The 26,483-nt window shown below is 68.5% G+C and carries 25 protein-coding genes and 1 tRNA gene; 15 read left to right on the forward strand and 11 right to left on the reverse strand.

The features are described from left to right. Positions 1–28 precede the first annotated feature (28 nt). Positions 29–1,357: a hemolysin family protein gene (locus tag ACT535_RS02710; protein ID WP_476363259.1), complete on the reverse strand. Its 1,329-nt coding sequence runs from the start codon at positions 1,355–1,357 to the stop codon at positions 29–31. 165 nt (positions 1,358–1,522) lie between these two features. On the opposite strand from ACT535_RS02710, the gene aroC reads away from it, so the two are divergent. From aroC to ACT535_RS02725, 3 genes are all read left to right on the forward strand, one after another. Then, positions 1,523–2,632, forward strand: coding sequence for a chorismate synthase (gene aroC, locus ACT535_RS02715; RefSeq protein WP_476363260.1), 1,110 nt, complete (start codon positions 1,523–1,525; stop codon positions 2,630–2,632). A gap of 19 nt (positions 2,633–2,651) precedes the next feature. After that, entirely contained in the window at positions 2,652–3,425 is a 774-nt protein-coding gene (locus ACT535_RS02720; protein WP_476363261.1) for a polysaccharide deacetylase family protein, read from the forward strand. Positions 3,426–3,541: 116 nt separating this feature from the next. Continuing rightward, entirely contained in the window at positions 3,542–4,195 is a 654-nt protein-coding gene (locus ACT535_RS02725) for a LysE family transporter (protein ID WP_476363262.1), read from the forward strand. A 74-nt stretch (positions 4,196–4,269) separates the two neighbouring features. Here ACT535_RS02725 and ACT535_RS02730 read toward each other — a convergent pair. Beyond that, positions 4,270–4,354, reverse strand: a tRNA-Leu gene (locus tag ACT535_RS02730). Positions 4,355–4,555: 201 nt separating this feature from the next. On the opposite strand from ACT535_RS02730, the gene lipB reads away from it, so the two are divergent. Beyond that, positions 4,556–5,284: a lipoyl(octanoyl) transferase LipB gene (gene lipB, locus ACT535_RS02735; RefSeq protein ID WP_476363263.1), complete on the forward strand. Its 729-nt coding sequence runs from the start codon at positions 4,556–4,558 to the stop codon at positions 5,282–5,284. Between the two features lie 261 nt (positions 5,285–5,545). On the opposite strand, the gene gatB is transcribed toward lipB, so the two are convergent. Further along, entirely contained in the window at positions 5,546–7,036 is a 1,491-nt protein-coding gene (gatB, locus tag ACT535_RS02740; RefSeq protein ID WP_476363264.1) for an Asp-tRNA(Asn)/Glu-tRNA(Gln) amidotransferase subunit GatB, read from the reverse strand. A 259-nt stretch (positions 7,037–7,295) separates the two neighbouring features. Between gatB and ACT535_RS02745 the strand changes: the two genes are divergently transcribed. Next, positions 7,296–8,357 carry a glycosyltransferase family 2 protein gene (locus ACT535_RS02745; RefSeq protein ID WP_476363265.1) on the forward strand — a complete coding sequence of 354 codons (1,062 nt, stop codon included), beginning with the start codon at positions 7,296–7,298 and terminating at the stop codon, positions 8,355–8,357. 54 nt (positions 8,358–8,411) lie between these two features. On the opposite strand, the gene gatA is transcribed toward ACT535_RS02745, so the two are convergent. Further along, entirely contained in the window at positions 8,412–9,896 is a 1,485-nt protein-coding gene (gene gatA / locus ACT535_RS02750; protein WP_476363266.1) for an Asp-tRNA(Asn)/Glu-tRNA(Gln) amidotransferase subunit GatA, read from the reverse strand. Further along, the gene (gene gatC / locus ACT535_RS02755; protein ID WP_024278942.1) at positions 9,893–10,180 is read right to left on the reverse strand and encodes an Asp-tRNA(Asn)/Glu-tRNA(Gln) amidotransferase subunit GatC; all 288 of its coding nucleotides are present in this window, start codon (positions 10,178–10,180) and stop codon (positions 9,893–9,895) included. Before gatC ends, gatA begins: the two co-directional genes overlap by 4 nt. Before the next feature lie 165 nt (positions 10,181–10,345). On the opposite strand from gatC, the gene ACT535_RS02760 reads away from it, so the two are divergent. The 4 genes from ACT535_RS02760 (at position 10,346) to ACT535_RS02775 (ending at position 12,574) form a co-directional block, all read left to right on the forward strand. Continuing rightward, positions 10,346–10,540: a type II toxin-antitoxin system VapB family antitoxin gene (locus tag ACT535_RS02760; protein ID WP_476363267.1), complete on the forward strand. Its 195-nt coding sequence runs from the start codon at positions 10,346–10,348 to the stop codon at positions 10,538–10,540. Then, positions 10,537–10,902: a type II toxin-antitoxin system VapC family toxin gene (locus ACT535_RS02765; protein WP_476363268.1), complete on the forward strand. Its 366-nt coding sequence runs from the start codon at positions 10,537–10,539 to the stop codon at positions 10,900–10,902. The genes ACT535_RS02760 and ACT535_RS02765 overlap by 4 nt, the downstream gene beginning before the upstream one ends. A 40-nt stretch (positions 10,903–10,942) precedes the next feature. Next, positions 10,943–11,461, forward strand: a complete 519-nt coding sequence (ruvX, locus tag ACT535_RS02770; RefSeq protein ID WP_476363269.1) for a Holliday junction resolvase RuvX — start codon at positions 10,943–10,945, stop codon at positions 11,459–11,461. 177 nt (positions 11,462–11,638) lie between these two features. Next, the gene (locus tag ACT535_RS02775) at positions 11,639–12,574 is read left to right on the forward strand and encodes an AEC family transporter (RefSeq protein WP_168457898.1); all 936 of its coding nucleotides are present in this window, start codon (positions 11,639–11,641) and stop codon (positions 12,572–12,574) included. 59 nt (positions 12,575–12,633) lie between these two features. On the opposite strand, the gene ACT535_RS02780 is transcribed toward ACT535_RS02775, so the two are convergent. Next, positions 12,634–13,056, reverse strand: coding sequence for a hypothetical protein (locus ACT535_RS02780; protein WP_168457899.1), 423 nt, complete (start codon positions 13,054–13,056; stop codon positions 12,634–12,636). 244 nt (positions 13,057–13,300) lie between these two features. On the opposite strand from ACT535_RS02780, the gene ACT535_RS02785 reads away from it, so the two are divergent. The 4 genes from ACT535_RS02785 to dprA are packed head-to-tail and all read left to right on the forward strand — an operon-like array spanning position 13,301 to position 17,376. After that, positions 13,301–14,248, forward strand: coding sequence for an aspartate carbamoyltransferase catalytic subunit (locus tag ACT535_RS02785; RefSeq protein ID WP_168457900.1), 948 nt, complete (start codon positions 13,301–13,303; stop codon positions 14,246–14,248). After that, entirely contained in the window at positions 14,241–15,557 is a 1,317-nt protein-coding gene (locus ACT535_RS02790; RefSeq protein ID WP_476363270.1) for a dihydroorotase, read from the forward strand. The genes ACT535_RS02785 and ACT535_RS02790 overlap by 8 nt, the downstream gene beginning before the upstream one ends. A gap of 58 nt (positions 15,558–15,615) precedes the next feature. Beyond that, the gene (plsY, locus tag ACT535_RS02795) at positions 15,616–16,221 is read left to right on the forward strand and encodes a glycerol-3-phosphate 1-O-acyltransferase PlsY (RefSeq protein ID WP_476363271.1); all 606 of its coding nucleotides are present in this window, start codon (positions 15,616–15,618) and stop codon (positions 16,219–16,221) included. A gap of 6 nt (positions 16,222–16,227) precedes the next feature. After that, positions 16,228–17,376: a DNA-processing protein DprA gene (gene dprA, locus ACT535_RS02800; RefSeq protein WP_476363272.1), complete on the forward strand. Its 1,149-nt coding sequence runs from the start codon at positions 16,228–16,230 to the stop codon at positions 17,374–17,376. A 15-nt stretch (positions 17,377–17,391) separates the two neighbouring features. On the opposite strand, the gene ACT535_RS02805 is transcribed toward dprA, so the two are convergent. Then, positions 17,392–17,604, reverse strand: coding sequence for a hypothetical protein (locus ACT535_RS02805; RefSeq protein WP_168457904.1), 213 nt, complete (start codon positions 17,602–17,604; stop codon positions 17,392–17,394). A gap of 332 nt (positions 17,605–17,936) precedes the next feature. Here ACT535_RS02805 and topA point away from each other — a divergent pair, with 332 nt between their 5' ends. Next, a complete protein-coding gene (gene topA, locus ACT535_RS02810; protein WP_476363273.1) occupies positions 17,937–20,627 on the forward strand; it encodes a type I DNA topoisomerase in 2,691 nt (896 codons plus the stop codon). A 29-nt stretch (positions 20,628–20,656) separates the two neighbouring features. Here topA and ACT535_RS02815 read toward each other — a convergent pair whose 3' ends face one another. Continuing rightward, positions 20,657–22,126, reverse strand: coding sequence for an MDR family MFS transporter (locus ACT535_RS02815; RefSeq protein ID WP_476363274.1), 1,470 nt, complete (start codon positions 22,124–22,126; stop codon positions 20,657–20,659). A 178-nt stretch (positions 22,127–22,304) separates the two neighbouring features. Continuing rightward, positions 22,305–23,468: a zinc-binding metallopeptidase family protein gene (locus ACT535_RS02820; RefSeq protein WP_476363275.1), complete on the reverse strand. Its 1,164-nt coding sequence runs from the start codon at positions 23,466–23,468 to the stop codon at positions 22,305–22,307. A 204-nt stretch (positions 23,469–23,672) separates the two neighbouring features. On the opposite strand from ACT535_RS02820, the gene ACT535_RS02825 reads away from it, so the two are divergent. Continuing rightward, positions 23,673–24,140: a DUF488 domain-containing protein gene (locus ACT535_RS02825; RefSeq protein ID WP_168457908.1), complete on the forward strand. Its 468-nt coding sequence runs from the start codon at positions 23,673–23,675 to the stop codon at positions 24,138–24,140. Here the strand turns inward: ACT535_RS02825 and ACT535_RS02830 are convergent. Next, positions 24,112–25,764 carry an NTP transferase domain-containing protein gene (locus ACT535_RS02830; protein ID WP_476363276.1) on the reverse strand — a complete coding sequence of 551 codons (1,653 nt, stop codon included), beginning with the start codon at positions 25,762–25,764 and terminating at the stop codon, positions 24,112–24,114. The genes ACT535_RS02825 and ACT535_RS02830 overlap by 29 nt on opposite strands. Next, a complete protein-coding gene (locus ACT535_RS02835; protein WP_476363277.1) occupies positions 25,761–26,459 on the reverse strand; it encodes an XdhC family protein in 699 nt (232 codons plus the stop codon). The genes ACT535_RS02830 and ACT535_RS02835 overlap by 4 nt, the downstream gene beginning before the upstream one ends. Positions 26,460–26,483: the final 24 nt, after the last annotated feature.

The following is a 26,483-nucleotide window of genomic DNA, read 5'->3' on the forward strand; positions in this document are numbered from 1 at the left end:
GGGCAGGCCTCACCCCTGCCCAGCGACCTCACCCCTGCCCGGCAACCTCTTGCCGGTGCAGCACGTGGGGCCGCGAGACCAGCAGCTTGTCGATGCGGCGTCCGTCCATATCCACAATCTCAAATCGCCAGCCGAGCGCGGTGAACACCTCACCCTCCTCCGGCAATTCCTTGAGGTGGGACAGGGCGAAGCCCGCCACGGTGTGAAAACCCTCGTCGGTGGGCAAAGCGACGTCGAGCAGGTCGCGCAGTTCGTCCACGGGCGTGTCGCCGGCCACGAGATAGCTGCCGTCGTGGCGCTCCACCACGTTGCGCTCCACATGCGCGTCGCCCGGCTCATGGCCGGCCTCCACCGATCCGGTGATGGCGAGAAGCAGGTCGTAGCCCGTCACCACGCCGGCCATGTCGCCGTATTCGTCCACAACGATGGCCATGGGCACCTCGGCGCCGCGCAGCACGCGCATGGCCTCGAGCGCGCCGACGTTTTCCACGATGAAGGGCACCGTCTGCACATATTGGCGCGGGTCTGGCCGCTCGCCCTTCAGATAGGCGTCGAGTACGCGCTTGGCCTGGATGACGCCGATGGTCTCCTCAGGCGAACCGTCACAGGCCGGCAGGCGCGAGTGGGGTGTGGTGAGGAGGACGTGGCGCACCTCCTCCGCATCCTTGGAGATGTCCACCCACTCCACATCGGGACGCGGTGTCATGATGGCCGTCACCGGTCGGTCGGCAAGGCGCATTACACCCGAGATCATGCGCCGCTCGGCGGGATCGATGACGCCCGCCGTCTCGGCCTCGGTGATGATGGCGCGGATTTCCTCGTCGGTGACCGAGCTGGAGCGGCTGCCGCCCCGGCCGAGCAGCGCCAGCACCGCGCGGGTGGAGGCGTCGAGCAGCCACACCATGGGCGCCGACACCTTGGAGAGCCCGATCATGAGAGGGGCGACCATGCAGGCCAGCGGCTCGGCATTCTGCAGGGCCAGCCGCTTGGGAATAAGCTCGCCGATCACAAGCGACACGTAGGTGATGGCCACCACCACCGCCGTATATCCCAGCGGGTGGGCGATGCCGGTGGGGAGGCCCGCCTCACGCAGGGTCTCGCCCAGCAGATCGCCGAGGCTGGCGCCGGAAAACGCACCGGCCAGGATGCCGATGAGGGTGATGCCGATCTGGACGGTGGAGAGGAAGCGGCCGGGGTCCTCCGCCAGCCGCATGGCCGCCTTTGCCCCCTTGTTCCCGCGATCCGCCAGCGTCTTCAGCCGTGCGGGGCGAGACGAGACGATCGACAATTCCGCTGCTGCGAGAACGGCGTTGATGAGAACGAGGACGAGGACGATCAGGATTTCGAGTAGTGGCATGGCGGGGGTGTGGTGCTCCGTCGGCGCACGTCATAGCACAGGATGCCCCTCCTGTGTGACTGCGGTGCCACAAATGCCGGCGGGGGTGGGATATTCCCTTGATCGTTTCCTTGCAGGCCATCCTCGTCTATTGAGCCGGAAGCATCTCTAGGACCTGAAGCCGCCATGTCGTTCAACACCTTCGGCCACATGTTCCGCGTGACCACCTTCGGCGAAAGCCATGGGGTCGCCATCGGCTGCGTGGTGGATGGCTGCCCGCCCAACGTGCGCTTCACCGTCGAGGAGGTGCAGGCCGCGCTCGACCGGCGGCGGCCCGGCCAGTCCCGTTTCACCACCCAGCGCCGGGAGCCGGACGAGGTGAAGGTGCTGTCCGGTACCCTGCCCCATCCCGAGGGCGGCCTTGTCACCACCGGCACGCCCATCGCGCTGCTGATCGAGAACGTGGACCAGCGGTCCAAGGATTATGCCGACATCGCCGGCGCCTACCGTCCCGGCCATGCGGATTTCACCTACGACATCAAATACGGCATCCGCGACCATCGCGGCGGCGGCCGCTCCTCGGCGCGTGAGACGGCGACGCGGGTCGCCGCCGGCGCCATCGCCGCCAAGGTGCTGCCCGGTGTTACCGTGCGCGGCGCCGTGGTGCGCATCGGCGAGATCGAGATCGACCGCTCCCGCTGGGACTGGGACGAAGTGGGCAACAACCCCTTCTTCTGCCCGGATCCCGGCACCGTGCCATTGTTCGAGGACTACCTCGACGGCATCCGCAAGGCCGGCTCCTCGGTTGGCGCGGTGGTGGAGTTAGTGGCGGAGGGCGTGCCGCCCGGCCTCGGCGCCCCTCTCTATGCCAAGCTCGACGGCGACCTCGCCTCGGCCCTCATGGGAATCAATGCCGCCAAGGGCGTCGAGATCGGCGAGGGATTCAACGCCGCCCGCCTCACCGGCGAACAGAATGCGGACGAGATGCGCCTCGGCAACGAGGGGCGGCCGCACTTCCTCGCCAACCATGCGGGCGGCATCCTCGGGGGCATCTCCACCGGCGCCCCCATCGTCGCGCGATTCGCGGTGAAGCCGACCTCCTCCATCCTGACGCCGCGCCAGACCGTGGATCGCGCCGGCCACGAGACGGAGATCTTCACCAAGGGCCGCCACGACCCGTGCGTCGGCATCCGCGCCGTGCCGGTGGGCGAAGCTATGGTGTGGTGCGTGCTGGCCGACCATCTCATCCGCCATCGCGGACAGGTGGGCCAGAGCCCGGCCTGGCCGTTTACGTAAGGCTGACGGAGAGGCGGGAATGAAACAGCCGGCCCGCACACGGCGCCTTCTTCTCGCGGCTGCCGCCCTCCTGCTCTGCGCGCCCGGCCCGGTGCTCGCTTGCGGGCCGGAGGCGCTGGGGACGTCGCGGGTGATGGAGATCGACCCCAAGGGCCTGCGCGTCGGCAAGAAATCCTTCCCCGATACCCTGCCGCTGGCGCCGAAGGAGGTTGTGCTCACCTTCGATGACGGGCCATGGCCGACCACCACGGCTACCGTGCTCGACGCACTGAAGGCGGAATGCGTGCGCGCCACCTTCTTCCTGATTGGCGAGAATGCCCGCGCCCGGCCTCAGCTGGTGAAGCGGGAACTGGCCGAGGGCCACACGGTCGCCCACCACACTATGACCCATCCCGGCGCGACGCTGGCGAAAATCCCCTTTGATGCGGCGGTAAAGGAGATCGAGCGTGGCATGGCCGCCGACGATGCGGCGGCCTATGGCGCGGCAGGGACGGCGCCCCGCGTGCCCTTCTTCCGTTTTCCCGGATTCGCCTCGACGCCGCAGTTGCTGGCGTATCTTGAGACGAAGGGCATCGCCGTGTTCGGTGCGGACCTGTGGGCCAGCGACTGGAACGTGATGACGCCGGAAGCCGAACTGGACCTCATCATGAAGCGCCTGGAGGTGACGGGCGGCGGCATCGTGCTGTTTCACGACACCAAGCCCTACACGGCGGCGATGATTCCCGCCTTCCTCAAGGCGTTGAAACAGAACGGCTATAGCGTCGTTCACATTATTCCCAAGTCGGCCTCCTGATCCGCGATACGCGGTGAAGGTTCGTCCACGCATCGCCGCGGCATCCAGCGTTTGAGGGAAGCGCTTGTGGCATCAGGGTGTGCATATGCCTCCGCACGAACTGCGGAGACGATGGCATGTCCGACGCAACCCCTGCCCTGCTGGTCTTCGCGGGCACCTATGCGGCCATGGTTCTGGTCCCGGGCGCGAATTTCCTCGTGGTGAGCCGCGCGAGCCTCGCGGGCCGGCCCATCGGAATGGCTGCCGCGCTCGGTGTCTCGGCCGGTGCCACGGCCAATGTCACCACAGTGGTTATCGGCCTCGTCTTTCTGAGCGGGATTAACCCCTCGGGCGATCTGGGGTGGCTCCAGCTGGCATTCTGCCTGCTCTACGCCGTCCTCCTTCTGCGAGCCGGAATCAGCTGCCTGCTTGAGGTCTGGATGTCGCGCGGTCACGCGGGTACGGCACCCCAGGCCGTCGTCCAGCGCACCGGGCGCGAAGCGTTTCGGCTCGGCTTCCTCACGGCAGCAACCAACCCCATGTCGCTGTCGTTCTTCCTGGCCTCGGGCGGACTGCTCGCCGCGGCGGCCGGACGGGAGGCCATGATCGCCAGCCCCCTTCTGGTGTTTTCAGTGGCCGCCGGGTGGTTCGGCGTCCTCGCCCTGCTCTTTTCGGCTCCGCCTGCCCGCCGCCTTTATCTGAAAATGCGACTGGCCGCCGATACCTGCATCGGTGGCTTGCTCGTCGTCGCCGGCGGCCTCGTGCTGCTGCGAGTGTTCTCCCAGCTTTGACGGACGCAAGCCCGGAAACGAAAAAGGCCCTCGCCGGAAGCCGGAGAGGGCCTTTTTCAAAAGCCAGATCAACCTGGTGCGGACGAGAGGACTCGAACCTCCACGGGTCTCCCCACTAGCACCTCAAGCTAGCGCGTCTACCAATTCCGCCACGACCGCAGTCAGGGATGGCACCGGCCTCAGGTTCCTCGGGAGAGGACCGCTTCCGGCCGGGGGCCATCGTCTAACAGATCGAATGTGCCGCCACAAGTGCCCGGCAAAGGTAAGCTGCACCACAGCGCCCGGCCTGTGGATGACGGTTCCGCGAACCCTGTGACGGCGGGGCTGGACCGGACGCGCGGATGGATTAAAGCAGTTCGCATGAATGCCAGCGCCCCCACCGCAGCCACGCCCCGCGCCAGCCTGGAAACCGATTTCCGTCCGCTCGATTCTTCCGCTCCGCCGGTGGAGTGGGTGGTGAGCGATGCTCTCGTGCCCTATCCGGAGGCTCTTGCCGCCATGGAGGCGCGCGCCGCCGCCATTGCCGAGGGCACGGCGGCGGAATGCGTCTGGCTGCTGGAGCATCCCCCGCTTTACACCGCCGGCACCAGCGCCCGGCCGGAAGACCTCGTGGACGCGCGGTTCCCCGTCTACGAGACGGGCCGGGGCGGCCAGTTCACCTATCACGGCCCCGGCCAGCGGGTGGCTTACGCCATGCTGGACCTCAGGCGCCGCTCGCCGGACGTGCGGCGCTATGTGAGCGCGCTGGAGGCCTGGATCATCGGCACCCTCTCGGCCTTCAACGTCACCGGCGAACGCCGGGAAGACCGGGTGGGGGTATGGGTACGCAGGAAGGGCGGCGGGGAGGACAAGATCGCCGCCATCGGCATCCGCGTGCGCCGCTGGGTGACCTTCCACGGCATCTCGCTGAACGTGGAGCCGGACCTAAGCCACTTCGGCGGTATCGTCCCCTGTGGCGTGCGCGAGCACGGCGTCACCAGCCTCGCCGACCTCGGTCTTCCGGTGACCATGCCCGAGGTGGATGCGGTGATGCGGGTGGCGTTTGAAGAGGTGTTCGGGGCGACGGTGGCGGGCGAAGCGCTCGCCTGATGGAGCGGTCGCCTCCTCACCGCCGTCGCCCTCCGGCTTGACCGGAGGGCCTACCGTTCGGCCCGGCGCAGAGTGACACGTGGCGGGATGGGTGCTCCGGTCAAGCCGGAGCACGACGGCCGAAAGGAACGAGCAGCGAGGCCAGCCGCAGTGGTGCTATCGGAGCGCCTGCGGCGGTCCCCTGCGCTGGGCCCCGGCTCGCATTCCGCTTTCGCTGCATGCGTCCGGGGCGCGAGAGCGTGCCCCGGACCGTCATCGCCCTCAGATCCCGAGCTTCGCCTTCAGGATGTCGTTCAGCGCCTGGGGATTCGCCTTGCCGCCGGAGGCCTTCATGGCTTGGCCGACGAACCAGCCGAGCATGGTGGGCTTGGCCTGCACCTGGGCCACCTTATCCGGATTGGCGGCGATGATTTCGTCCACCACCTTCTCGATGGCACCGGTGTCCGTCACCTGCTTCATCCCGCGGGCCTCGACCACCACGCGCGGGTCGCCGCCCTCAGTGAAGATGATCTCGAACAGGTCCTTGGCGATCTTGGACGAGATGATGCCCTCGCCGATGAGGTCGAGGATGGTGCCGATCTGCTGGGGCGTGACGGGCGAGGAGGTGATGTCCTTGCCCTCCTTGTTCAGCCGGCCGAACAGCTCGTTGATGACGAAATTGGCCGCCGCCTTGCCGTCGCGCTTGGCGCCGCCGCCTTCCACCACCTGCTCGAAATAGTCGGCGGTGTCGCGCTCGGCCACCAGAACGCCGGCGTCGTAGGGCGAGAGGCCGTATTCGGCGATGAAGCGGGCCTTCTTCTCGTCCGGCAGCTCGGGCAGGTTGGCCTTCAGTTCCTCCACCCACTCGGACTTGATGTCGAGGGGCAGGAGATCCGGATCGGGGAAGTAGCGGTAGTCATGCGCCTCTTCCTTGGAGCGCATGGACCGCGTCTCGCCCTTGGTCGGGTCGAACAGGCGCGTCTCCTGGGCGATGGTGCCGCCGTCCTCGATGATCTCGATCTGCCGGCGGGCTTCCGCCTCAACCGCCTGGCCGATGAAGCGGATGGAGTTGACGTTCTTGATCTCGCAGCGCGTGCCCAGCGGCCCGCCGGGCCGGCGCACGGACACGTTCACGTCGGCGCGGAGATTGCCCTTCTCCATGTCGCCATCGCACGTGCCGAGATAGCGCAGGATGGTGCGCAGCTTGGTCACATAGGCCTTCGCCTCGTCCGCCGAGCGTAGGTCGGGGCGCGACACGATCTCCATCAGCGCCACGCCGGAGCGGTTCAGGTCGACGAAGGAGAGGGTCGGCGACAGATCGTGGATGGACTTGCCGGCGTCCTGCTCCAGATGGAGGCGCTCGATGCCCACGGTGAAGCTCTCGCCGTCCGGCAGGTCGACGATCACCTCGCCCTCGCCCACCACGGGCTGCTTGTACTGGCTGATCTGGTAGCCCTGCGGCAGGTCCGGGTAGAAATAGTTCTTCCGGTCGAACACCGAATGCAGGTTGATCTCGGCCTTCAGCCCGAGGCCGGTGCGCACGGCCTGCGCGACGCACTCCTTGTTGATGACGGGCAGCATGCCGGGCATGGCCGCGTCCACCAGCGACACGTGATCGTTGGGCTCGCCGCCGAACGCGGTGGAGGCGCCAGAGAACAGCTTGGCATTGGAAGCGACCTGGGCGTGCACCTCCATGCCGATCACCACCTCCCAATCACCGGTGGCGCCGGAAATCAGCTTCTTGGCCTCCGCGGGCCGGGTGTGAAGGGTCATGGTCGTCCTATCGTCGTGCGCGGATGGTCCGCGCTGCCTGATCCCTGCGGCAGCGCCGCAATCTGGTCGGTGTCGTACCCCTAGGCGACATTGCAGGCAACGGCCATGCGGTGCCGAAAGGTCAGGATACACTTTGTTACACTAAGTTATCTGCGCCTTATTTCGCCCGCAAAACGGCCACGCCCTCGCTACCGCCGTACCCAAATTCCGCTCGCCCTGCCCGTAGATTGAGCACCGGGGCTTTGTAGGAGTAGGGCAGATGAGGCTGGCGGGGGTCTCCATCGTCCGCGACGAAGCGGATATAATCGAAGCTTGGGTGCGTCATAATCTATTTTTCTTAGACCACCTTTACATTGTCGACGACGGGAGTACCGACCAGACAACTCGCATCCTCGACATTCTGGTTACGGAAGGTCTTCCCATATCGGTGACTTCTGAAAAGTCACTGGCGGCTTATCATCAGGGCGAACGCACCACGGCCCTCATCGCCTACGCTATGGCAGCTGCATCCTGGGACTTCGTTTTCCCGCTGGATGGCGATGAATTCATTGTCGCTGAGGACCGTGCAGCGCTCGAGACGGACCTCGCGGCCATCGGCGGCTACCGGCTCGGTGGGCTGAACCCGCGTCACTACCTGATGACCGACGCGGACGACACCGAAGAGCCCTGCCCGCTGACCCGGCTGCGGCACGTGGCGGTGCATGAGCCCTACATCTTCAAGGTGGTCGTGCCGGGTCAGCTCGCCTGCGAGCGCGGCTTCGCCATCGTCGATGGCAACCACCGGGCCACCAAGTGGGACGTCACCCTGCCGACCACGCTGCTTCCCAATGTCCAGCTTGCGCATTTCCCGGCCCGTTCGGAAGCGCAACTGGTGAGCAAGGGGATCGCCGGCTATCTCCGCTGGACCGCCCGGACCGACTTTTCCGAAGGCGCCCCGGACCGGATCCTGGAAGGAGTGGGCATCCTGAAGGAGGAGTCGGATATCCGGGTGCGTGCGCTCGACCGGCTGGCGGAGGCCCTGGGGCCGGACCGGGGCGGCCGCCATGCGCGGCTCCAGCCCTTCGTCGAGCGTCGCGGCGAGGTGCTCTATCCCGAGCTTGCCCGCATTTTCCCCTATCGCCGCGTGCTGTCGGCGACCGATGATCTCGTCCACGCCTTCAAGGTGGCGCTCAACGAGAACAAGGAACTGCGGCAGGGCGATGCCACCATCTGGTCGCGCATGTCGCAGATATTCGCCCGGCGGCGGAAATCTCTGCGCAAGCGCCTCACCGCGCTCCGCGCCGGCCAGGATGTGCCCAAACAACCGCTTGGCTATTATTGAGGCATGCAATAGCGGAGCCGGGCAAAGGCCCCGGCTCCGCTAGCGCCATCTATTTCAGGACTTCCACCACAGGTCCTCGACCGGGAAGCGGCCGGCCGCCTCCTCGATCACCTCGGCGAGGGAGAAGAGCGTTCCTTCCTCGAACGGGCGGCCGATGAGCTGGAGCCCGAGCGGCAATCCATCGGCCGAGAGGCCGGCGGGGACCGAGATGCCCGGCAGGCCGGCCATGTTCACCGTCACGGTGAAGACGTCGTTGAGATACATCTCCACCGGGTCGGCCTTCAGCTTCTCGCCGATGCCGAAGGCGGGCGACGGCGTCGCCGGGGTGAGCACGGCATCGACGCCCTGCGCGAACGCCCTGTCGAAGTCGCGCTTGATGAGGCTGCGCACCTTCTGGGCGCGCAGGTAATAGGCATCATAATAGCCAGCGGACAGCACGTAGGTGCCGATCATGATGCGGCGCCGCACTTCCGGGCCGAAGCCGGCGGCACGGGTGTTCTCATACATCTCCACCACGTCCTTGCCCGGCACGCGTGCGCCGTAGCGCACGCCGTCATAGCGGGCGAGGTTGGACGAGGCTTCCGCCGGGGCGACGATGTAATAGGCCGGCAAAGCGTACCGGGTGTGGGGCAGCGAGATGTCGACGATCTCGGCGCCCGCCTCTTCCAGCCACTTGGCGCCCTCGCGCCACAGCGTATCGATCTCGTCGGCCATGCCGTCCATGCGGTATTCGCGCGGAATGCCGATCTTCTTGCCCTTGATGGAGGCGCCCACCGCCTCCTCATAATCCGGCACCGGGCGATTGACGCAGGTGGAGTCCTTCGGATCGTAGCCGGCCATGGAGCGCAGCAGGATGGCCGCATCATTCACCGTGCGGGCAAACGGTCCGGCCTGGTCGAGGGACGAGGCGAAGGCGACGATGCCCCAGCGCGAGCAGCGGCCATAGGTTGGCTTGATGCCGACCGTGCCGGTGAAGGCCGCCGGTTGGCGGATGGAGCCGCCGGTGTCGGTGCCGGTCGCTCCGGCGCACAGGAAGGCCGCCACCGCCGCCGCCGAGCCGCCGGACGAGCCGCCGGGCACGATGGGGGTGTCGTCGCCGTCGCGATGCCAGGGCGACACAACCGGCCCGAAGGCCGAGGTCTCGTTGGACGAGCCCATGGCGAACTCGTCATTGTTGAGCTTGCCGAGCATCACCGCGCCGTCCCGCCACAGGTGGGAGGTGACGGTGGATTCGTACTGCGGCACGAAATTCTCAAGGATCTTCGAGCAGGCCGTGGTGCGCACGCCCTCGGTGGCGAACATGTCCTTGATGCCGAGGGGGATGCCCTCCAGCGGCCCGGTGTCGCCGGAGGCGATGCGCTTGTCGCTCTCCCGCGCCATCTCCAGCGCGATGTCCGGGGTTTCGAGCACGTAGGCGTTGAGCGGGCGCGCCTCCTCCATGGCCTTCAGATAGGCCTCGGTGAGCTCGACGGAGGTGAACTCGCCCTGGGCAAGCCCCTCGCGCGCCTGGGTGAGGGTGAGCTTGGTGAGCTTGGTCATTCCACCACCTTCGGCACGGTAAAGAAGCCGCCCTCGGCATCGGGGGCGTTGGCGAGCACCTTCTCGGGGCAGTTTCCGTCGGTCACGGCATCCTCCCGCATGGGCAGCTCCACGGGAACGACGCTGGTCAGGGGCTCGACGCCGGAAACGTCGAGATCGGCCAGTTGCTCGACGAAATCGAGGATGGCGTTAAGCTCGTTCTGAAGATGGCCGAGCTCCTCCTCGCGCACCGCGATGCGTGCGAGATGGGCCACCCGGCGGACTGTCGCCTGATCGACGGACATGAGTACGCTCCCAAAAGCTGCCCGCCGCTATAGCAAGGGGTATGCCGCGGTGGAAGGGTTTGGCGTGGGGGAGAGGCATCCGTACGAATGCAGCGCATGCGCGATTTGCGCATCGAATGATGCTATTGTTCGTGCCAACGCGATATCATCAAAGGCCATCTCCATATGCGCACCACTCTCGCCATAGACGATGAGCTTCTCTCCAGGGCGCAGGCCTTGACCGGGATGACGGAGAAATCAGCGCTCGTGCGCGAGGCCCTTAAGGCGCTGATCGCACGGGAAAGCGCATTGCGCCTCGCGCGCCTCGGAGGGAGCGAACCCCAGCTGACGCCGATCCGCAGACAACGGCCAGACGAATGATTCTGGTCGATACCTCCATCTGGATCGACCACTTTCGCCAAGGGGAAATAAGGCTCGAGCAGGTACTGGCCGATGGCGCTGCGATGGTGCACCCCTTTGTCATCGGCGAACTGGCGCTTGGAAACTTGCGCCAGCGAGACGTCATTCTGGAAGCCCTCGCCGCATTGCCCCAGGCGACCGTTGCCGAGCCGGAGGAAGTGCTTGGTCTCGTGACGGCCGAAGCTCTCCATGGTCGAGGGATTGGCTATGTGGACGCCCACTTGATTGCGTCGGTTCGTTTGACGCCCGAAGCTGTTCTGTGGACGCGCGACAAGCGACTGGCAGCCATTGCAAAAGAACTGGGAATTGCGCTCGGCGTGTGATCCCCCTTGCCCCGCCCGACAATTCCTCTAACCCTCGCGCATGGCAGACACGCCCCTCCCCGCCCCCGTCGGTCCGCTCGCGGACATCGCCGCCCTCCTGCCGCCGCGCGGCGCGCTCATCGGGCTCGATCTCGGTACGAAAACCATCGGCGTTGCGGGCTCAGACCCCGACCGGCGCATCGCGACCGTGATCGAGACGGTTAAACGCACCAAATTCACCGCTGAGGCCCAGCGGCTGGTGGCCCTGGCAGACGAGCGGCGGGCGGTGGCCTTCGTGCTGGGGCTGCCCCTGAACATGGACGGATCGGAAGGTCCCCGCGCGCAGGCGAGCCGGGCATTTGCCCGCAACTTCGCGCGGCTGGCGGGACGACCCATCGCCCTGTGGGACGAGCGCCTGTCCACGGCCGCCGTGGAGCGGGCGCTGATCTCGGCCGACATGAGCCGCGCGCGCCGGGCCGAGGTGGTGGACCAGCATGCAGCGGCCTTCATCCTCGAAGGCGCCCTCGGCTTCCTCGATCGCCTCGTGGAGAACCAAGAGGAAACCGAACGGGAGGACTGATTCGGTCCGCTCCCGTTCCCGGCAGGTTCTCGCCCGGCCGCCGCCCCATCCCGTTTCGGGACGATGGCGCTTTTCTTCTCCCGGCTCCGGGCCTAAAGCGGGCGCGCGGCAAATTCACGTCGCCGCAGAGGAATAATTGCCTGCCGCCGAACGACGGGCACGGTAAGCGTCTGCCCCATGAGCCTCATCATCACGGCCCTCGTGCCGGTCTTCCTCATCATCGCCCTCGGCGCCGTGTTGCGGCGCATCCTCCTGAAGGATGCGGCCCATTGGGCGGCGCTGGAGAAGCTCACCTATTTCGTGCTGTTCCCGGCCCTGCTGGTGGTGTCCGCGGTGAAGGCCGACCTCAGCACGGTGAATGTCGTGGCGGTTGCGGGCGCGCTCATCGGCACGGTCATCCTTCTCTCGGGGCTCATCCTGCTCATGCACAGGCCGCTGATCGCGGCGCTTGCGGCGGACGGGCCCGGCTTCACCTCCCTGTTCCAGGGGGCGGTGCGCTGGAACACCTATATCGTGCTGGCGGTGGCGGGCGGCCTCTACGGCGCGGCGGGCATCACCATCGCCGCGCTGGCGCTGGTGGCGATGATCCCGGTGGTCAACGTCATCGCCGTGCTGGTGCTCGCGTCCTTCTCCGGCCGCCACCCGCCGACGTTCGCCTATGTGGCCGAGCAGTTGGCGCGCAATCCCTACATCTGGGCGTGCTCGGCGGGCGCCCTGCTGAATGTCACGCACGCCCCGGTGCCGACCGTCCTGGTGGAGTTCGGCGATATCCTCGGCAAGGCCTCGCTGGCGCTGGGACTGCTGGTGGTCGGCGGCGGACTGATCCTCGACCGCCTGAAGCGGCCCCGCGCCATCGTGTTCGCCAGCCTCGCCCTGAAGCTGCTGGTGAAGCCGGCCATCGCCCTTGCGCTGGCGCTGGCCTTCGGGCTGCGCGGCACGGAGCTCGTGGTGGTGGCGATCACCGCTGCGGTTCCTTCGGCCCCCAACGGCTACGTGCTGGCACGGCAGATGGGCGGGGATGCGCCGCTCCTCGCGGAAATCCTGACCATCCAGATCATCGGCGCCGCCATCACGCTGCCGTTGGTGGTGACCATCGCCAAGATGCTGGCCTGACGGCCTGACCCAAACGAAAGGGCGGCCGAAGCCGCCCTGACGTATCCGCAGTCTGCGACTCAGCAGGGCGAGAAATAGCCCTGCCCCATCGGCCCCGTCTGCACCCAGCAGCTGCGCGGGCGCGGCGGAGGCACCGGCTCCAGATAGACCCGCGGCGCGGGCTGGTAATAAACCACCGGCGGCTGCTCGTAATAGACGACCGGAGGCGGCGGCGGAGCGGCGGCAGCGCCGGCGATGGCTGCCGCACCCAGCACGCCGATGGCGACGCCGGCACCCAGCGCGGCACCGTTGCCGCAGTTCCAGCAGCCACCGTAATAGCGGCCGCGATACCAGTAGCCGACATCGGTGACGCTCGCGGCCTTGGCCGGCGCCATGGCCAGCGCGCCGGTGCCGATGGCTGCGGCATGGCCCGTGCCGGCCCCGCCGGTGAGCACCACGGCGACGCCAAGCGCCATGAGGTTCGTCCGCATCAGAATGGACATAACGAGTAACTCCCAACCTCCGGGGCGACGGTCTGGCGGCTCGCCTCAGCCCGTCCGGTCCGGCTGCGCAAAGGCTCGGTGAGACTTCGTTCCAAAGTGTGGCGACCCTGGGGAATCACCGGGACCGCCCTTCACGGATGGTGAACGAGCGATAAATCTCGGCGATCCCGCTGTGCCGGGCCTTGCGCCATTCACAGGCTTCCCTTGCGGGGGCCGCGCTTGGGGGATATGCCTCCCGCCTGCCATGCAAGATGCTTCCGCCTTCACGCTCTCCGGCCGAGACCTCATCGGCATCGAAGGGCTTTCCGCCGGCGAGATCACGGGTCTGCTCGACCTCGCCGAGGAGTTCGTCGAACTCAACCGGCAGATCGAGAAGAAGCGCACGACACTGCGCGGACGCACCCAGATCAACCTGTTCTTCGAGGCCTCCACCCGCACCCAGTCCTCGTTCGAGATCGCGGGCAAGCGGCTCGGAGCCGACGTGATGAACATGTCGGTCGCTTCGTCCTCGGTGAAGAAGGGCGAGACGCTGATCGACACCGCCATCACGCTGAACGCCATGCACCCGGACATCCTCGTCGTCCGGCATCACGCCTCCGGCGCGGTGGCGCTCTTGGCGCGGAAGGTGGACTGCTGCGTCGTCAATGCCGGCGACGGTGCCCACGAGCACCCAACCCAGGCGCTGCTCGACGCCCTCACCATCCGCCGCAACAAGGGGCGCATCCAGGGCCTCACGGTCGCCATCTGCGGGGATGTGCTGCATTCGCGCGTGGCGCGCTCCAACATCGCGCTGCTCAACACCATGGGCGCCAAGGTGCGCGTGGTGGCGCCTTCCACGCTCCTGCCCTCGGGCGTGGAGAGCCTCGGCGTCGAGGTGTTCCGCACCATGGAGGCCGGACTCGAGGGTGCGGACATCGTGATGATGCTGCGCCTCCAGCGCGAGCGCATGGCCGGCTCCTTCATCCCCTCGGTGAAGGAGTATTTCCACTATTTCGGCCTCGACGAGGCCAAGCTGCGCTACGCCGCGCCCGACGCGCTGGTGATGCACCCCGGCCCCATGAACCGCGGCGTGGAGATCGACTCGTCCATCGCCGACGGGGCGCAGTCCCTCATTCGAGAGCAGGTGGAGATGGGCGTCGCCGTGCGCATGGCGGTGCTCGATTCCCTCGCGCGGAAGCTTCCCAATGCGTAACGGCCGCTCCCATTCCAACGATTCCCGGCCGCTCCTGCTCGCCAATGCGCGGGTCATAGACCCCTCGCGCGGCGCGGACTTCCATGGCGACGTCTTCCTCGCCGATGGTGTGGTGAAGGATGCCGGCTTCGGCATCGCCGCCGCCGGCATTCCTGATGGCGCCGAGGTGGTGGAGTGCGCCGGGGCCGTGGTCGCCCCGGGCCTCGTGGACATGCGCGCCTTCGTGGGCGAGCCCGGGGCCGAGCATCGCGAGACGCTGGCTTCGGCGAGCCACGCGGCGGCGGCGGGCGGCGTCACCACCATCATCTGCCAGCCGGACACCGACCCGGCAGTGGACGATCCGGCCATCGTGGACTTCATCCTGCGGCGGGCGCGGGACACGGCGGTGGTGCGGGTGCATCCCATGGCCGCCATCACCAAGGGCCTCGAAGGCCACGAGATGACGGAGATTGGCCTGCTCCAGGCCGCCGGCGCCGTCGCCTTCACCGATGGCCACAAGTCGATCATGACCGCCCAGGTGCTGCGCCGCGCGCTCACCTACGCCCGCGACTTCGACGCCCTCCTCGTGCACCACACGGAGGACGCCTCCATGTCGCAGGGGGCGATGAACGAAGGGGCCTTCGCCTCCCGCCTCGGCCTCTCTGGCAATCCGAAGGCGGCCGAAACCATCATTCTGGAGCGCGATGTGCGCCTCGTGGGCGCGGCGCGCTCGCGCTACCACGCGGCGGCGCTCACCTGCGCCGAATCACTGGAGGTGCTCGAGCGGGCGAAGGCGGCGGGGTTGCCGGTGACCGCCTCGGTCAGCATCAACCACCTCTCGTTCAACGAGCTGGATATCGGCGCCTACCGCACCTATTTCCGCCTCGCCCCGCCTTTGCGCGGGGAAGAGGACCGGCAGGCGTTGATCCGGGCGCTCGCCTCCGGCCTGCTGGATGTGGTGGTGTCCGACCATCTGCCGCAGGATGTGGAAGGCAAGCGCCTGCCCTTCTCGGAGGCCGAGCCCGGCGCCATCGGTCTGGAGACGCTGCTCTCCGCCGCGCTGCGCCTCGTGCATTCCGATCAGGTGGACCTCGTGAACCTGCTCGCCGCCCTCTCCACCCGGCCGGCGCAAATCCTCGGGCTCGATGCCGGCACGCTGCGGCCGGGCTCGTCGGCGGACGTGATCGTGTTCGATCCCGGCATGCCCTACGTGCTCGATCCCCGCTCCCTGAAATCGCGCTGCCGGAACACGCCGTTCGACGAGGCCCGCCTCGACGGACGGGTGCTGCGTACTATCGTTGCCGGGCGCACCGTCTACGAATACGTTTGACCCACCGTGACCTGTGCCGTCCCGCCGCGGCGGCGCGGCGAGACCGTTCGAGGTGCGCATGCCTGATACCCCGCCCGCGCTCGTCCTGCTGATCGCCCTTGCGTTCGGCTACCTGCTCGGCTCGGTCCCGTTCGGGCTCCTCCTCACCCGCTTCGCCGGCACCAAGGACCTGCGCTCCATCGGCTCCGGCAACATCGGCGCCACCAATGTGCTGCGCACCGGGCGCAAGGATCTCGCGGCCGCCACCCTGCTGCTGGACGCGCTGAAGGGCACGGCCGCGGTGCTCGTCGCCCGCCATTTCGCCGGCGAGACGGCCGCCATGGCGGCGGCTGTCGGCGCCTTCCTCGGCCACATCGCGCCGGTGTGGCTGCGCTTCAAGGGCGGCAAGGGTGTCGCGACCTTCCTGGGCGTCACCATCGGCCTGTTCTGGCCTGCCGCCATCGCCTTCGCGGTGGTGTGGCTGGGGGCTGCCTATTTCACGCGCTATTCCTCCCTCTCCGCGCTCATGGCGTCTGTCGCCACGGTGGTTGCGGCCATGGCGTTCGGGAACAACAATCTCGCCGTTCTGCTCGCCCTGCTCGCCATCCTCCTGTGGCTGAAGCATCACGAGAACATCCGCCGGCTGCTGGAAGGCACCGAGGGCAAGATCGGCGCGAAGGGCTGACCGGCCATGGCGCGGGGCAGGGCAAGCGGTCCCGCCAGCGGACCGGCGAAGGGCGAGTTGCTCGGGCCCGAGCAGCGCCGCGACTGGCTGCGCCTGATCCGCACCGAGAATGTCGGCCCGCGCACGTTCCGCGCCCTCATCAACCAGTTCGGCGGCGCGGGCGCGGCGCTGGAGGCCCTGCCCTCCCTGGCCCGGCGCGGCGGACGGCTGATGCCGCCGCACACGCCCACGATCGCCGAGGCGGACGCCGAGATGGAGGCGCACGCACGCATGGGTGCCCGGCTGGTCGCGCTCGGCGAGCGCGACTATCCCGCCGCCCTTGCCGCCCTCGATGACGCGCCGCCGCTGATCTCCGTGCGCGGCGAGGCCGAGGTGCTGCGCCGGCCCATGGTCGGCATCGTCGGTGCCCGCAACGCCTCGGCCGCCGGACGCACCTTCGCGGCGCGCCTCGCCCGTGACCTCGCGGCGAGTGGCTGGGTGGTCGTGTCCGGCCTGGCGCGCGGCATCGATGCGGCCGCCCACGAAGCGAGCCTCGACGGCGGCACGGTGGGCGTCTTCGCCGGAGGGCTGGCGAAGCCTTACCCGCCCGAAAACCTCGGCCTGATGGAAAAGGTGGCCGCGACGGGAGCGCTGGTCTCCGAGATGCCCATCGGCTGGGAGCCGCGCGCCCGCGACTTCCCCCGGCGCAACCGCCTCGTGTCCGGCATGAGCCTCGGCGTGGTGGTGGTGGAGGCGGCGGAACGGTCGGGCTCGCTCATCACCGCCCGGCTCGCCGCCGAGCAGGGGCGCGAGGTGTTCGCGGTGCCCGGCTCCCCGCTCGATCCCCGCGCGGGCGGCACCAATCGCCTCCTGAAGCGCGGCGCAACCCTTGTCACCGAGGCCGCCGATATCATCGAGGTGCTGACCCCCATCGCCGGGCGACGCGACGATCCGGTTGTGGAGGCGGAGGCGCCCTTCGTGCCGGCAGGACCGGCGACGCCGGGGGACGATGCCCGGGCCCGGGTCGTCTCGCTCCTCGGTCCGGTTCCCACGCCGATCGACGATCTCGTGCGGCTTTCCGGCTGCACGGCTGCGGAAGTCCAGATCGTGCTGCTTGAACTCGAGCTTGCCGGTCGGCTCGACCGGCCCGGCACCGGGCGGGTGGCGCTCAGATAGGCAGACGGCGCAGCCTCACCGCGGCCCGATGTCGGCGCGCCCCGGCCCTTGGGAGGATACGCTGTCAGCCAACCCCCGGGCCTCCTGCCGTGCCATGTCGAGCACGTAGGCGAGGGTACTGAAGCCGTGGCTGCGGGCGAGGCGTGACAATTCGGCGGTAATGGCGGCGACATAGGCGGCCGTCGCAGCCGCGTCGCCGGCAATGTCGACGGGAGACCGTTCGGTCATGTCGGTTCCAAAGCCCCGTTTGGTATCTGATACCGGTCTTAAAGATTGAATTCGATATGAAAACATACTCTGGGTTGTAGTTTGATCAAACCTGCTGCTCCGCCCTGATGGGGCACCCCATTTGACAGGCGCCCCTCGGCTCCCCATGTTGCGGCGCTCTCGGCGTCGCGGTCCGCTCTTGCTGGGGATGACGGATCGCGATCAGACGCCGGGCACTGGAGCCGGAGCTTCATGCTTCGCCCCTGGGAGGCCGAACGGCAACCCGGGCTGCTCCCTCCCCTTTTCCAAGGCCGCGCAATGGGGCGGCGGCCCTTGATTGAGACACGGTCGTCATGCAGGTCGTCATCGTCGAATCGCCGGCCAAGGCGAAGACGATCAACAAATATCTCGGTCCCGGCTACGAGGTGTACGCCTCCTACGGCCACGTGCGCGACCTGCCGTCAAAGGACGGGTCGGTGGATCCGGACGCCGATTTCCGCATGCTGTGGGACGTGGACCCCAAGGCGCAGAAGCGGCTCAACGAGATCGCCGCCGCCGTGAAGGGGGCCGATGGCCTGATCCTCGCCACCGACCCGGATCGCGAAGGCGAGGCCATTTCCTGGCACGTGCTGGAGGTGCTGCGGCAGAAGAAGGCGCTCAAGGCCCAGAAGGTCGAGCGCGTCGTCTTCAACGCCATCACCAAGCAGGCGGTGCTGGAGGCCATGAAGGCACCCCGCGCCATCGACAGCGCGCTGGTGGACGCCTATCTCGCCCGCCGCGCCCTCGACTATCTGGTCGGCTTCACCCTCTCCCCCGTGCTGTGGCGCAAGCTGCCCGGCGCCCGCTCGGCGGGCCGCGTGCAGTCGGTGGCGCTGCGCCTCGTCTGCGACCGCGAGCGGGAGATCGAGACCTTCGTCGCCCGCGAATACTGGTCCATAGTCGCCCGCCTCGCGACGCCTCGAAACGAGGAGTTCGAGGCGCGCCTCTCGGGCGCCGACGGCAAGAAGATCACGCGCCTCTCGGTGGGCACGGCGGAGGAGGCAAAGGCCTTCCGCGCGGCGCTGGAGAGCGCGGCCTTCCGGGTGCGGTCCATCGAAGCCAAGCCCATGAAGCGGCACCCCCAGCCGCCCTTCACCACCTCGACCCTGCAGCAGGAGGCGAGCCGCAAGCTCGGCCTCGCCCCGGCCCGCACCATGCAGATCGCCCAGCGCCTGTACGAGGGCGTGGACGTGGGCGGCGAGACGGTGGGCCTCATCACCTACATGCGAACCGACGGCGTGGACATGGCGCCGGAGGCGGTGGCCGCCACCCGCAACGCCATCGGCAAGCAGTTCGGCCCGAAATACCTGCCCGGCGTGCCGCGCAAGTACACCACCAAGGCCAAGAACGCGCAGGAAGCCCACGAGGCCATCCGCCCGACCGACCCCTCGCGTCATCCCCGCGAGGTCGCCCGCTATCTCGATGGCGAGCAGGCCAAGCTCTATGAGCTGATCTGGATCCGCACCGTGGCGAGCCAGATGGAATCGGCCGAGCTGGAACGCACCACGGCGGATATCGAGGCAAAAGCCGGCGCCCGCACGCTGGATCTGACTGCCACCGGCACGGTGGTGAAGTTCGACGGTTTCCTCACCCTCTACCGCGAGGGCAAGGACGACGAGGACGACGACGAGGAAGGCCGCCGCCTCCCCGCCATGAACGCCAACGAGGCGCTGGCCCGGCGCGACATTTCCACCACCCAGCATTTCACCGAGCCGCCGCCGCGCTACTCGGAAGCCTCGCTGGTGAAGCGGATGGAGGAACTCGGCATCGGCCGCCCCTCCACCTACGCCGCCGTGCTCGCGGTGCTGCGCGACCGCGAATATGTGAAGCTCGACAAGAAGAAGCTGGTGCCGGAGGACAAGGGCCGGCTCGTCACCGCCTTCCTCGAAAGCTTCTTCAAGCGCTACGTGGAATACGACTTCACCGCCGACCTCGAGGAAAAGCTCGACGAGGTCTCGGCCGCGGAACTCGACTGGAAGGAGGTGCTGCGCGCCTTCTGGCAGGATTTCCACGCCGCCATCGAGGCCACCAAGGACCTGCGCGTGTCGCAGGTGCTGGACGCCCTCGACGAGATGCTCACCGCCCACATCTTCCCGCCGCGGGAAGATGGCACCGATCCGCGCCTGTGCCCCACCTGTGGCACCGGGCGGCTCTCGCTGAAGATGGGCAAGTTCGGCGCCTTCATCGGCTGCTCGAACTATCCGGAATGCCGCCATACCCGTCCGCTCACCGGCGACAATGCGCAGGAAGGCGACGGCACCCGCGTGCTCGGCCTCGATCCGGATTCGGGCGAGGAAGTCACCATCCGGTCGGGCCGCTTCGGCACCTATCTCCAGCTCGGAGAGGGCAAGGAAGGCGAGAAGCCCAAGCGCTCGTCCCTGCCCAAGGGCCTGGCACCTGCGGATGTGGACCTTGAGACAGCTCTCAAGCTGCTCGCATTGCCGCGCGAGATCGGTCTCCATCCGGAGGATCGCGAACCCATCCTCGCCGGCATCGGGCGCTATGGACCCTATGTCCAGCACGGGCGCACCTACGCCAACATCGAGGACGGCGACGACATCCTCGCCATCGGCCTCAACCGGGCGGTGGCGCTGATCGCGGAGAAGCAGTCCAAGGGCCGTGGTGGACGCGGCGGCACCCCGGCCGGACGGGTGGTCGGCGATCACCCGACGCTGGGCGGACCGATCACCGTGCGTCCCGGCCGCTTCGGGCCTTACGTGAACCACGGCAAGGTCAATGCGACCCTGCCCAAGTCCACCGATCCCGAGGCGCTGACGCTGGAACAGGCGGTGCAGCTCATCGACGCCAAGGCCGCCTCTTCGCCGGCCAAGCCCGCGCGCGGCGGCGCCCGCAAGGCTGCCTCCGCCGATGGCGAGAAGGCCGCGCCGAAGAAGGCTGCGGCCGCAAAGAAGCCTGCTGCGAAGAAGCCCGCCGCGAAGGCTGCGGCTCCCAAGAAAGCTGCCGCCAAGAAGACCGCTGCGAGCGAGCCCGACGCCGCCGAATAGGTCCTACTTAAAGCCCGGCCGGGGCAGCGTCAGACGATGCTGCCCTCGCCTTCGCTTGCATGGACCGAGTTGCGCAGCGGCCGTTCGGGCAGGAAGGCCAGCGCCATGGCCGCGAGCGCGGCCAGCACCGCCACGGTGAGGAACACCCGGCTGAACGCAGCCGAGAGCCGCGCGGGATCCGCGTTGCGTGCCACGCTCTCGATATCCCCTGCCCCGCCCGTGGCCAGTGTCGCAAGAAGCACGGCGCCCAGCACCGCGACCACGAGCGCACCGCCGAGCTGGCGGAAGAAGGTCATGACGCCGGTGGTGGTGCCCATCAGATGCGGTTGCACGGCATTCTGGATCGACACCGTGCAGACCGGCAGGGCCGTCCCCGTTCCCAACCCGATGACGGCGAACAGCACGAGGACGAGCGCGATCGGCATCGCGGGGAACAGGACGATGGCGAGGAGCCCGCAGACCGAGAGCGAGAGCCCGGCGATGGCCGGCCGCTTGTAGTGGGCCAGCCGCGCCATGGCGCGGCCGGAGAGCACGGCCCCCACCACCACGCCGCCCATGACCGGGATGAGGCCGAGCCCGGACTGGGTGGCCGAGAGTGCCCGGCCGGTCTCGAAATAGAGCGGCACGAAGATGGACAGGCCGACCATTCCGCCGAAGGCAAGGAATGAGGCGATCATCCCCCAGCCCACGACCCCGTCGCCGAGCAGGCCGAGCGGCAGGAACGGCTCCTCGGCCCGCCGCATCCGCCAGAGGAACAGGCCCAGGAACAGCGCCGCGCCGGCGAACAGGCCGAGGATAAGCGGCGAGCCCCAGGGAAAGCGTACGCCGCCCCAGCCGAGCGCAAGCAGCAGCACCAGGCTCGCCACCGCCATGAGCAGCGCTCCGAGATAGTCCATCCGGTGCCGGCGCTCATGGCGCGGCAACTGGCGCAACCGGCGCTCGGTGATGACGAGCGCCGCAACGCCTATGGGCAAGTTGATCCAGAAGATCAGGGTCCAGCTGAGATATTGCGCGAACAGGCCCCCCAGCACCGGACCAGCGATGCTGGACGCGGCAAACACACCCGCGATCTGCGCCTGGTAGCGCCCGCGCTCTCGCGGCGACACGAGATCGGCGATGATGGTCTGGGACAGGGAGATGAGCCCGCCGCCCCCCAGCCCCTGCACCGCCCGCGCGACGATGAGGGCGAGCAGGTTCGGCGCCAGCGCGCAGGCCACCGAGCCGGCCGAGAACACGGCAACGGCGGTCAGCAGCATCACCCGCCGTCCATGGATGTCGCTCAGCTTGCCGTAGAGCGGCGTCGCCACCGTCGCGGAGAGCAGATAGGCCGTGACCACCCACGAGATGTTGGCGAAATCGCCGAACGCGTCGCCGATGGTGGGCAGGGCCGTGGCCACGATGGTCTGGTCCAGCGCACCCAGCAGCATCGCCAGCATCAAGCCGAAGATGATGCGGCGAATCTCGGCATGGGCCAGCGGGACGGTCGTCGCGGACGACACAGGGTTCGGCAAAGGATTGGATCGGTGCATCAAGGGAATCGGCAAGCGGCGGGAGGTCGGGCGGAAGGGCCCCATGGGCTCCTCCCCGGCTCCGGATTGCAAGGCCGACGCCACGGAAAGGGATGCCGCGACGGCTCCTGCGAAGCTTCACGAATGCGTGAAAGCCTCCTGGCGCGGCTCAAGCGACCGCGCTGATGGGGCTTCCCTCCGGCGCATCGGCGGCATTCTCCCCGCGCCCCGGCGGAACCTCCTCGACCACCGGCACCGGGTCGGCCTCCACCAAGCGATGCGCGAGCGCGTGGATGAAACCGATCTTGTCGATCACCCCAGGGCCGAGAATGAAGGGGTAGGCGTCCGACATCCCAAGGCAGCGATTGAGGTTGTTGAGGGCGAACGAGATGGGCAGCCACGAATCCACCATCTGCTGAATGGCGCAGGCACGGTAGGGGTTGAAATCGACCTCCGCCCCGAGCTCGCCCGTCCGGTCGAGGCGCGGCTGCACACGCATGCCGAAGGCGGCTGCCATCTCCAGCGTGTCCACGATGTGGATGTAATGCTTGAAGGTCTCGGCGAAGTCCTCCCACGGGTGGGCGGTGGCGTAGGCCGAGACGTAGTTCGTCTGCCAGTCGGGCTTGGGACCGTTGGCGTAATAGGCTTTCAGCGCCTCGCCATAGTCCGCCGTCTCGTCGCCGAACAGGGCGCGGAAGGCCTGCAAGCGACCGGCGTCGCGCACCAGGCGATTCCAGTAATAGTGCCCCGTCTCGTGCCGGAAATGGCCGAGCAGCGTGCGGTAAAGCTCGCCCAGCTCGCCCTTGCGGTGCTCGCGCTCGGCATCGTCGGCCTCGGCGAGGGCGATGGTGATGAGGCCTTCGTCGTGGCCGGTCATGATCTTCGGCGCCGAGCCATCCGGGTCGTCGGCGAGGAAATCGAAACAGAGGCCGCCCTCGCGGTCCTTGTTGCTTTCCAGCGGCAAGTTCAGGCGCAGCAGGGAATAGATGAGCCGGTGCTTGGCGATCTCCACCTTCTGCCACTTCCGCAGGTTCTCGGGCGCGGTGAGATCCGGCACGGTGCGATTGTGCCGGCAGGCGAGGCAGAATTCGCCCTCCTGGTCTGCGGGCACCAGCCAGTTGCAGGCGTCGAGTGCCGCATTGGCGCAGAAGCGGTAGCGCTGCTCGCCGCAGCCGACGGCGGTCCACAAGCCGCTCTCGGCTTCCCCGTCGCGCTCCAGCGGTACCAGTGCGTTGGCCTCAGGGATATATCCCAGGTCGTGGCCGCACTTCTCGCAGCGGCGGTTCTCGAAATACAGGAGCTGATCGCAGGCGGCACAGCGAAACAGGCGCATGATGGGTCTCCCCCAAAGGCAAAACGGCCGTCATGCTGCGACGCCGTCCGGGTGGCTCTTGAACCCGGCGGGCGCCGTGCGGTTCCCCATTCTCCGCTTGCCCAACCGGAAAGTGGGCCTTTCTCCGGCGCAAGTCCATTTCGCACCTGCGGGATGGCCGCCGGGTGGGATGACGGGCCGACCGGCACGCGGCATGATCGAGCCATGAGCAGCCCGAAAGACAGCACCGCCCTCTTCACCATCGGCTATGAGCAATCGACGCCCTCGGCCTTCCAGGCGGCGCTGGACGAGGCGAAGGTGGGCCTGCTGGTGGACGTGCGCGCCGTCGCGGCCTCACGCCGGCCCGGTTTTTCCAAGACGGCGTTGGCGGCGGGCATCGCCGAGCACGGCGTCGCCTATGTCCACCTCAGGGCGCTGGGCACGCCCAAGGAGGGTCGGCTCGCCGCGCGCAGCGGCGACCATGACGCCCTGATGCGCATCTACGACGCCCACCTCGCCACCGATCCCGCCAAGGCCGCGCTGGAGGAACTGGCCGGTCTGGCGCAGGGCCGGCGCATCTGCCTCATGTGCTTCGAGCGCCATGTGGAGGGGTGCCACAGGCTGCGGCTGGCCGAGTTCCTGTGCGAGCGCCTCGATATCGGCGTCACGCACCTTCAGCCGGCACCGTTCTGAGCTGCCGCTCGCCGTTGGCAGCGGCCTCGCGCGCCTCGGCGAGAAGGCGGGGCGTATCCACGTCGAGGAAAGCGCCCTCCTCCGCCTCGACAGGCACTTCCGCCACCAGTTCGGCATTGGCGGCGAGAATGGCGCGGGCGCCCACGTCTCCCTCCAGGGCCGCGAGTTCTGCGAAGAAGCGACGCGACCACAGCACAGGATGGCCGCGCTGCCCGCCCTCCACGGGCGCCGCGATGAGCCGGCCGGCTGCGGGCGCATGGGCATCCATCAGCCGGTCGAGCAGGCCGGGCGCCAGCAGAGGCATGTCGCCGAGCACAACCAGCGCGCCCGCCACCGTTTCCGGCACGGCGGAGATGCCGGCGCGCAGCGACGAGGCCATGCCCGTCGCGTGATCGGGATTGTGGACGAAGCTCACGTCGAGCCCCGCCAGCGCCGCCTCCACGCGACCGCGCTCGTGGCCGGTGACCACGATGACCGGCCGCGCCCGTGAGGCCAGCGCCGCTTCCGCCACGCGGCGGATCACCGACCGGCCGCCCACCTCGGCGAGCAGCTTGTTGAGGCCCTCCCCCATGCGCGAGGAGCGGCCGGCGGCGAGGATGACGGCGGCAAAGCCCTCCTCGGCCTCGTCGCTCTCGGCGCGGGGGTGGGGGCGCGCGGCGATGTCCTGCAGCAGCCCGCCGGCACCGAGGCGGGCGATGTCCCGGGCGCTCACCTCCAGCCCGGCGAGGAGGCGCTGCAGGATGAAATCGAAGCCGTTTTCCTTCGGGCTGCGCGCGCACCCCGGCGCGCCAAGCACCGGCACGGTTCCGAGCCGCCCCAGCATGAGAAGGTTGCCCGGGTCTACGGGCATGCCCAGCCGCTCGACCGCGCCGCCCGCAGCCACGAGCCCGGCGGGGATGACGTCGTTGCGGTCGGCAATGGCCGAAGCACCGAACACGATGACCATTTCCGCCCCGGCCGCTACCTCCGCCCTGAGCGCGGCGGCGAGGGCCGCCGTGTCGTGCGGCAGGGTCTGGTGCGCGATGACCTCGGCTCCGGCCGGCGCGAGGCGCGCCCGGGTGACGGCCAGCGTCTTCGCCACCACCTTGTCGGCGAGGCCCGGCAGCAGGGTGGAGAGCACCGCCACCCGCTTCAGCCGGAACGGCGCGATGGACAGGACGCGCGGCGCCGCGGACGCAGCAGCTCCGACGAGCGCACCCGGGACGGCATAAGGGATGATCTTGACGGTCCCCACCATGTCGCCAGCCGCCACCGCGCTGAAATCGCGCAAGGTGGCGAGGGTGATGGCTTCGTCCACCGCGTTGAAGGCGTCGAGCGCGTCCTCCGAAATGCGCAGCACCCCGGCTGCGGCGGCATAAAGATTGGCCCGCCCGGTGAAGGCGGTGTCAGGCGTCACATGGGCGCCTGCGACCGCCTCGGCGAGCCGACGCGCGGCAGCATCCTCGGCCACATCCCCCGGCTCCATGCGCGCGGCCACCACCTCGCTCAGGCCAGCGGCGGCGAGGCGGGCGATGTCGGCTTCGGTCAGGCGCGTGCCCTTCTTGATGGTCCCGCCCGGCAGCCGCACGGAATGGGCAGCAATGGCGCCTTCGGCCTCGGCGAGCGGCAGGGGGCCAAATCTCACGCCGCCGCTCCCGCCGCAGCGCTCTCGCCAGTGCGCAAAGCGCGGATCACCTCGGCCAGCACGGCCACCGCGATCTCCGCCGGGCTGGAGGCGCCGATATCCATGCCGATGGGGGCGTGGATGCGCGCGATGGCCTCTTGGGAAAGTCCCGCCGCCGCCAGCCGCTCCACCCTTTTGGCATGGGTGCGGCGCGAGCCGAGCGCGCCCACATAGAAGCACTCGGCCCGGAGCGCGGCAGCGATGGCCGGCTCGTCGATCTTGGGATCGTGGGTGAGGGCCACCAGCGCAGTGAAGGGGTCGAGCCCGTAGACGGGCAACGCCTCGTCGGGCCATTCGGCGATCACCGGCACGTCGGGGAAGCGCTCGGGGGTGGCGAAGGCGGTGCGCGGATCGAGGATCGTGAGGTCGAAGCCGGCGAGCCGGGCCATCGGCGCCAGCGCCTGCGAGATATGAACGGCGCCGATCACCAGCATGCGCGGCGGGGGCACATCCACCGCGAGGAAGACGCGCCCCTCCCCCGCCTTGCCGCTGCGCCGCGCCGCCAGCGCCGCCGCGATCTCAGGCCCGAGCGGATCGGAGGCCAGCGTCGCGGCGGTGGCGAGGCGCTGGGCGCCGGTGGCCAGCTCGGTCACGACGACGGCCGCACGGCGGGCGGCGCGTTCCGCATTCAGGGCGGCGAGCAGGTCGAGACGCATGGTGGTCCTCCCTCAGGGAGCATC

This window comes from Xanthobacter sp. DMC12, from assembly GCF_056314105.1.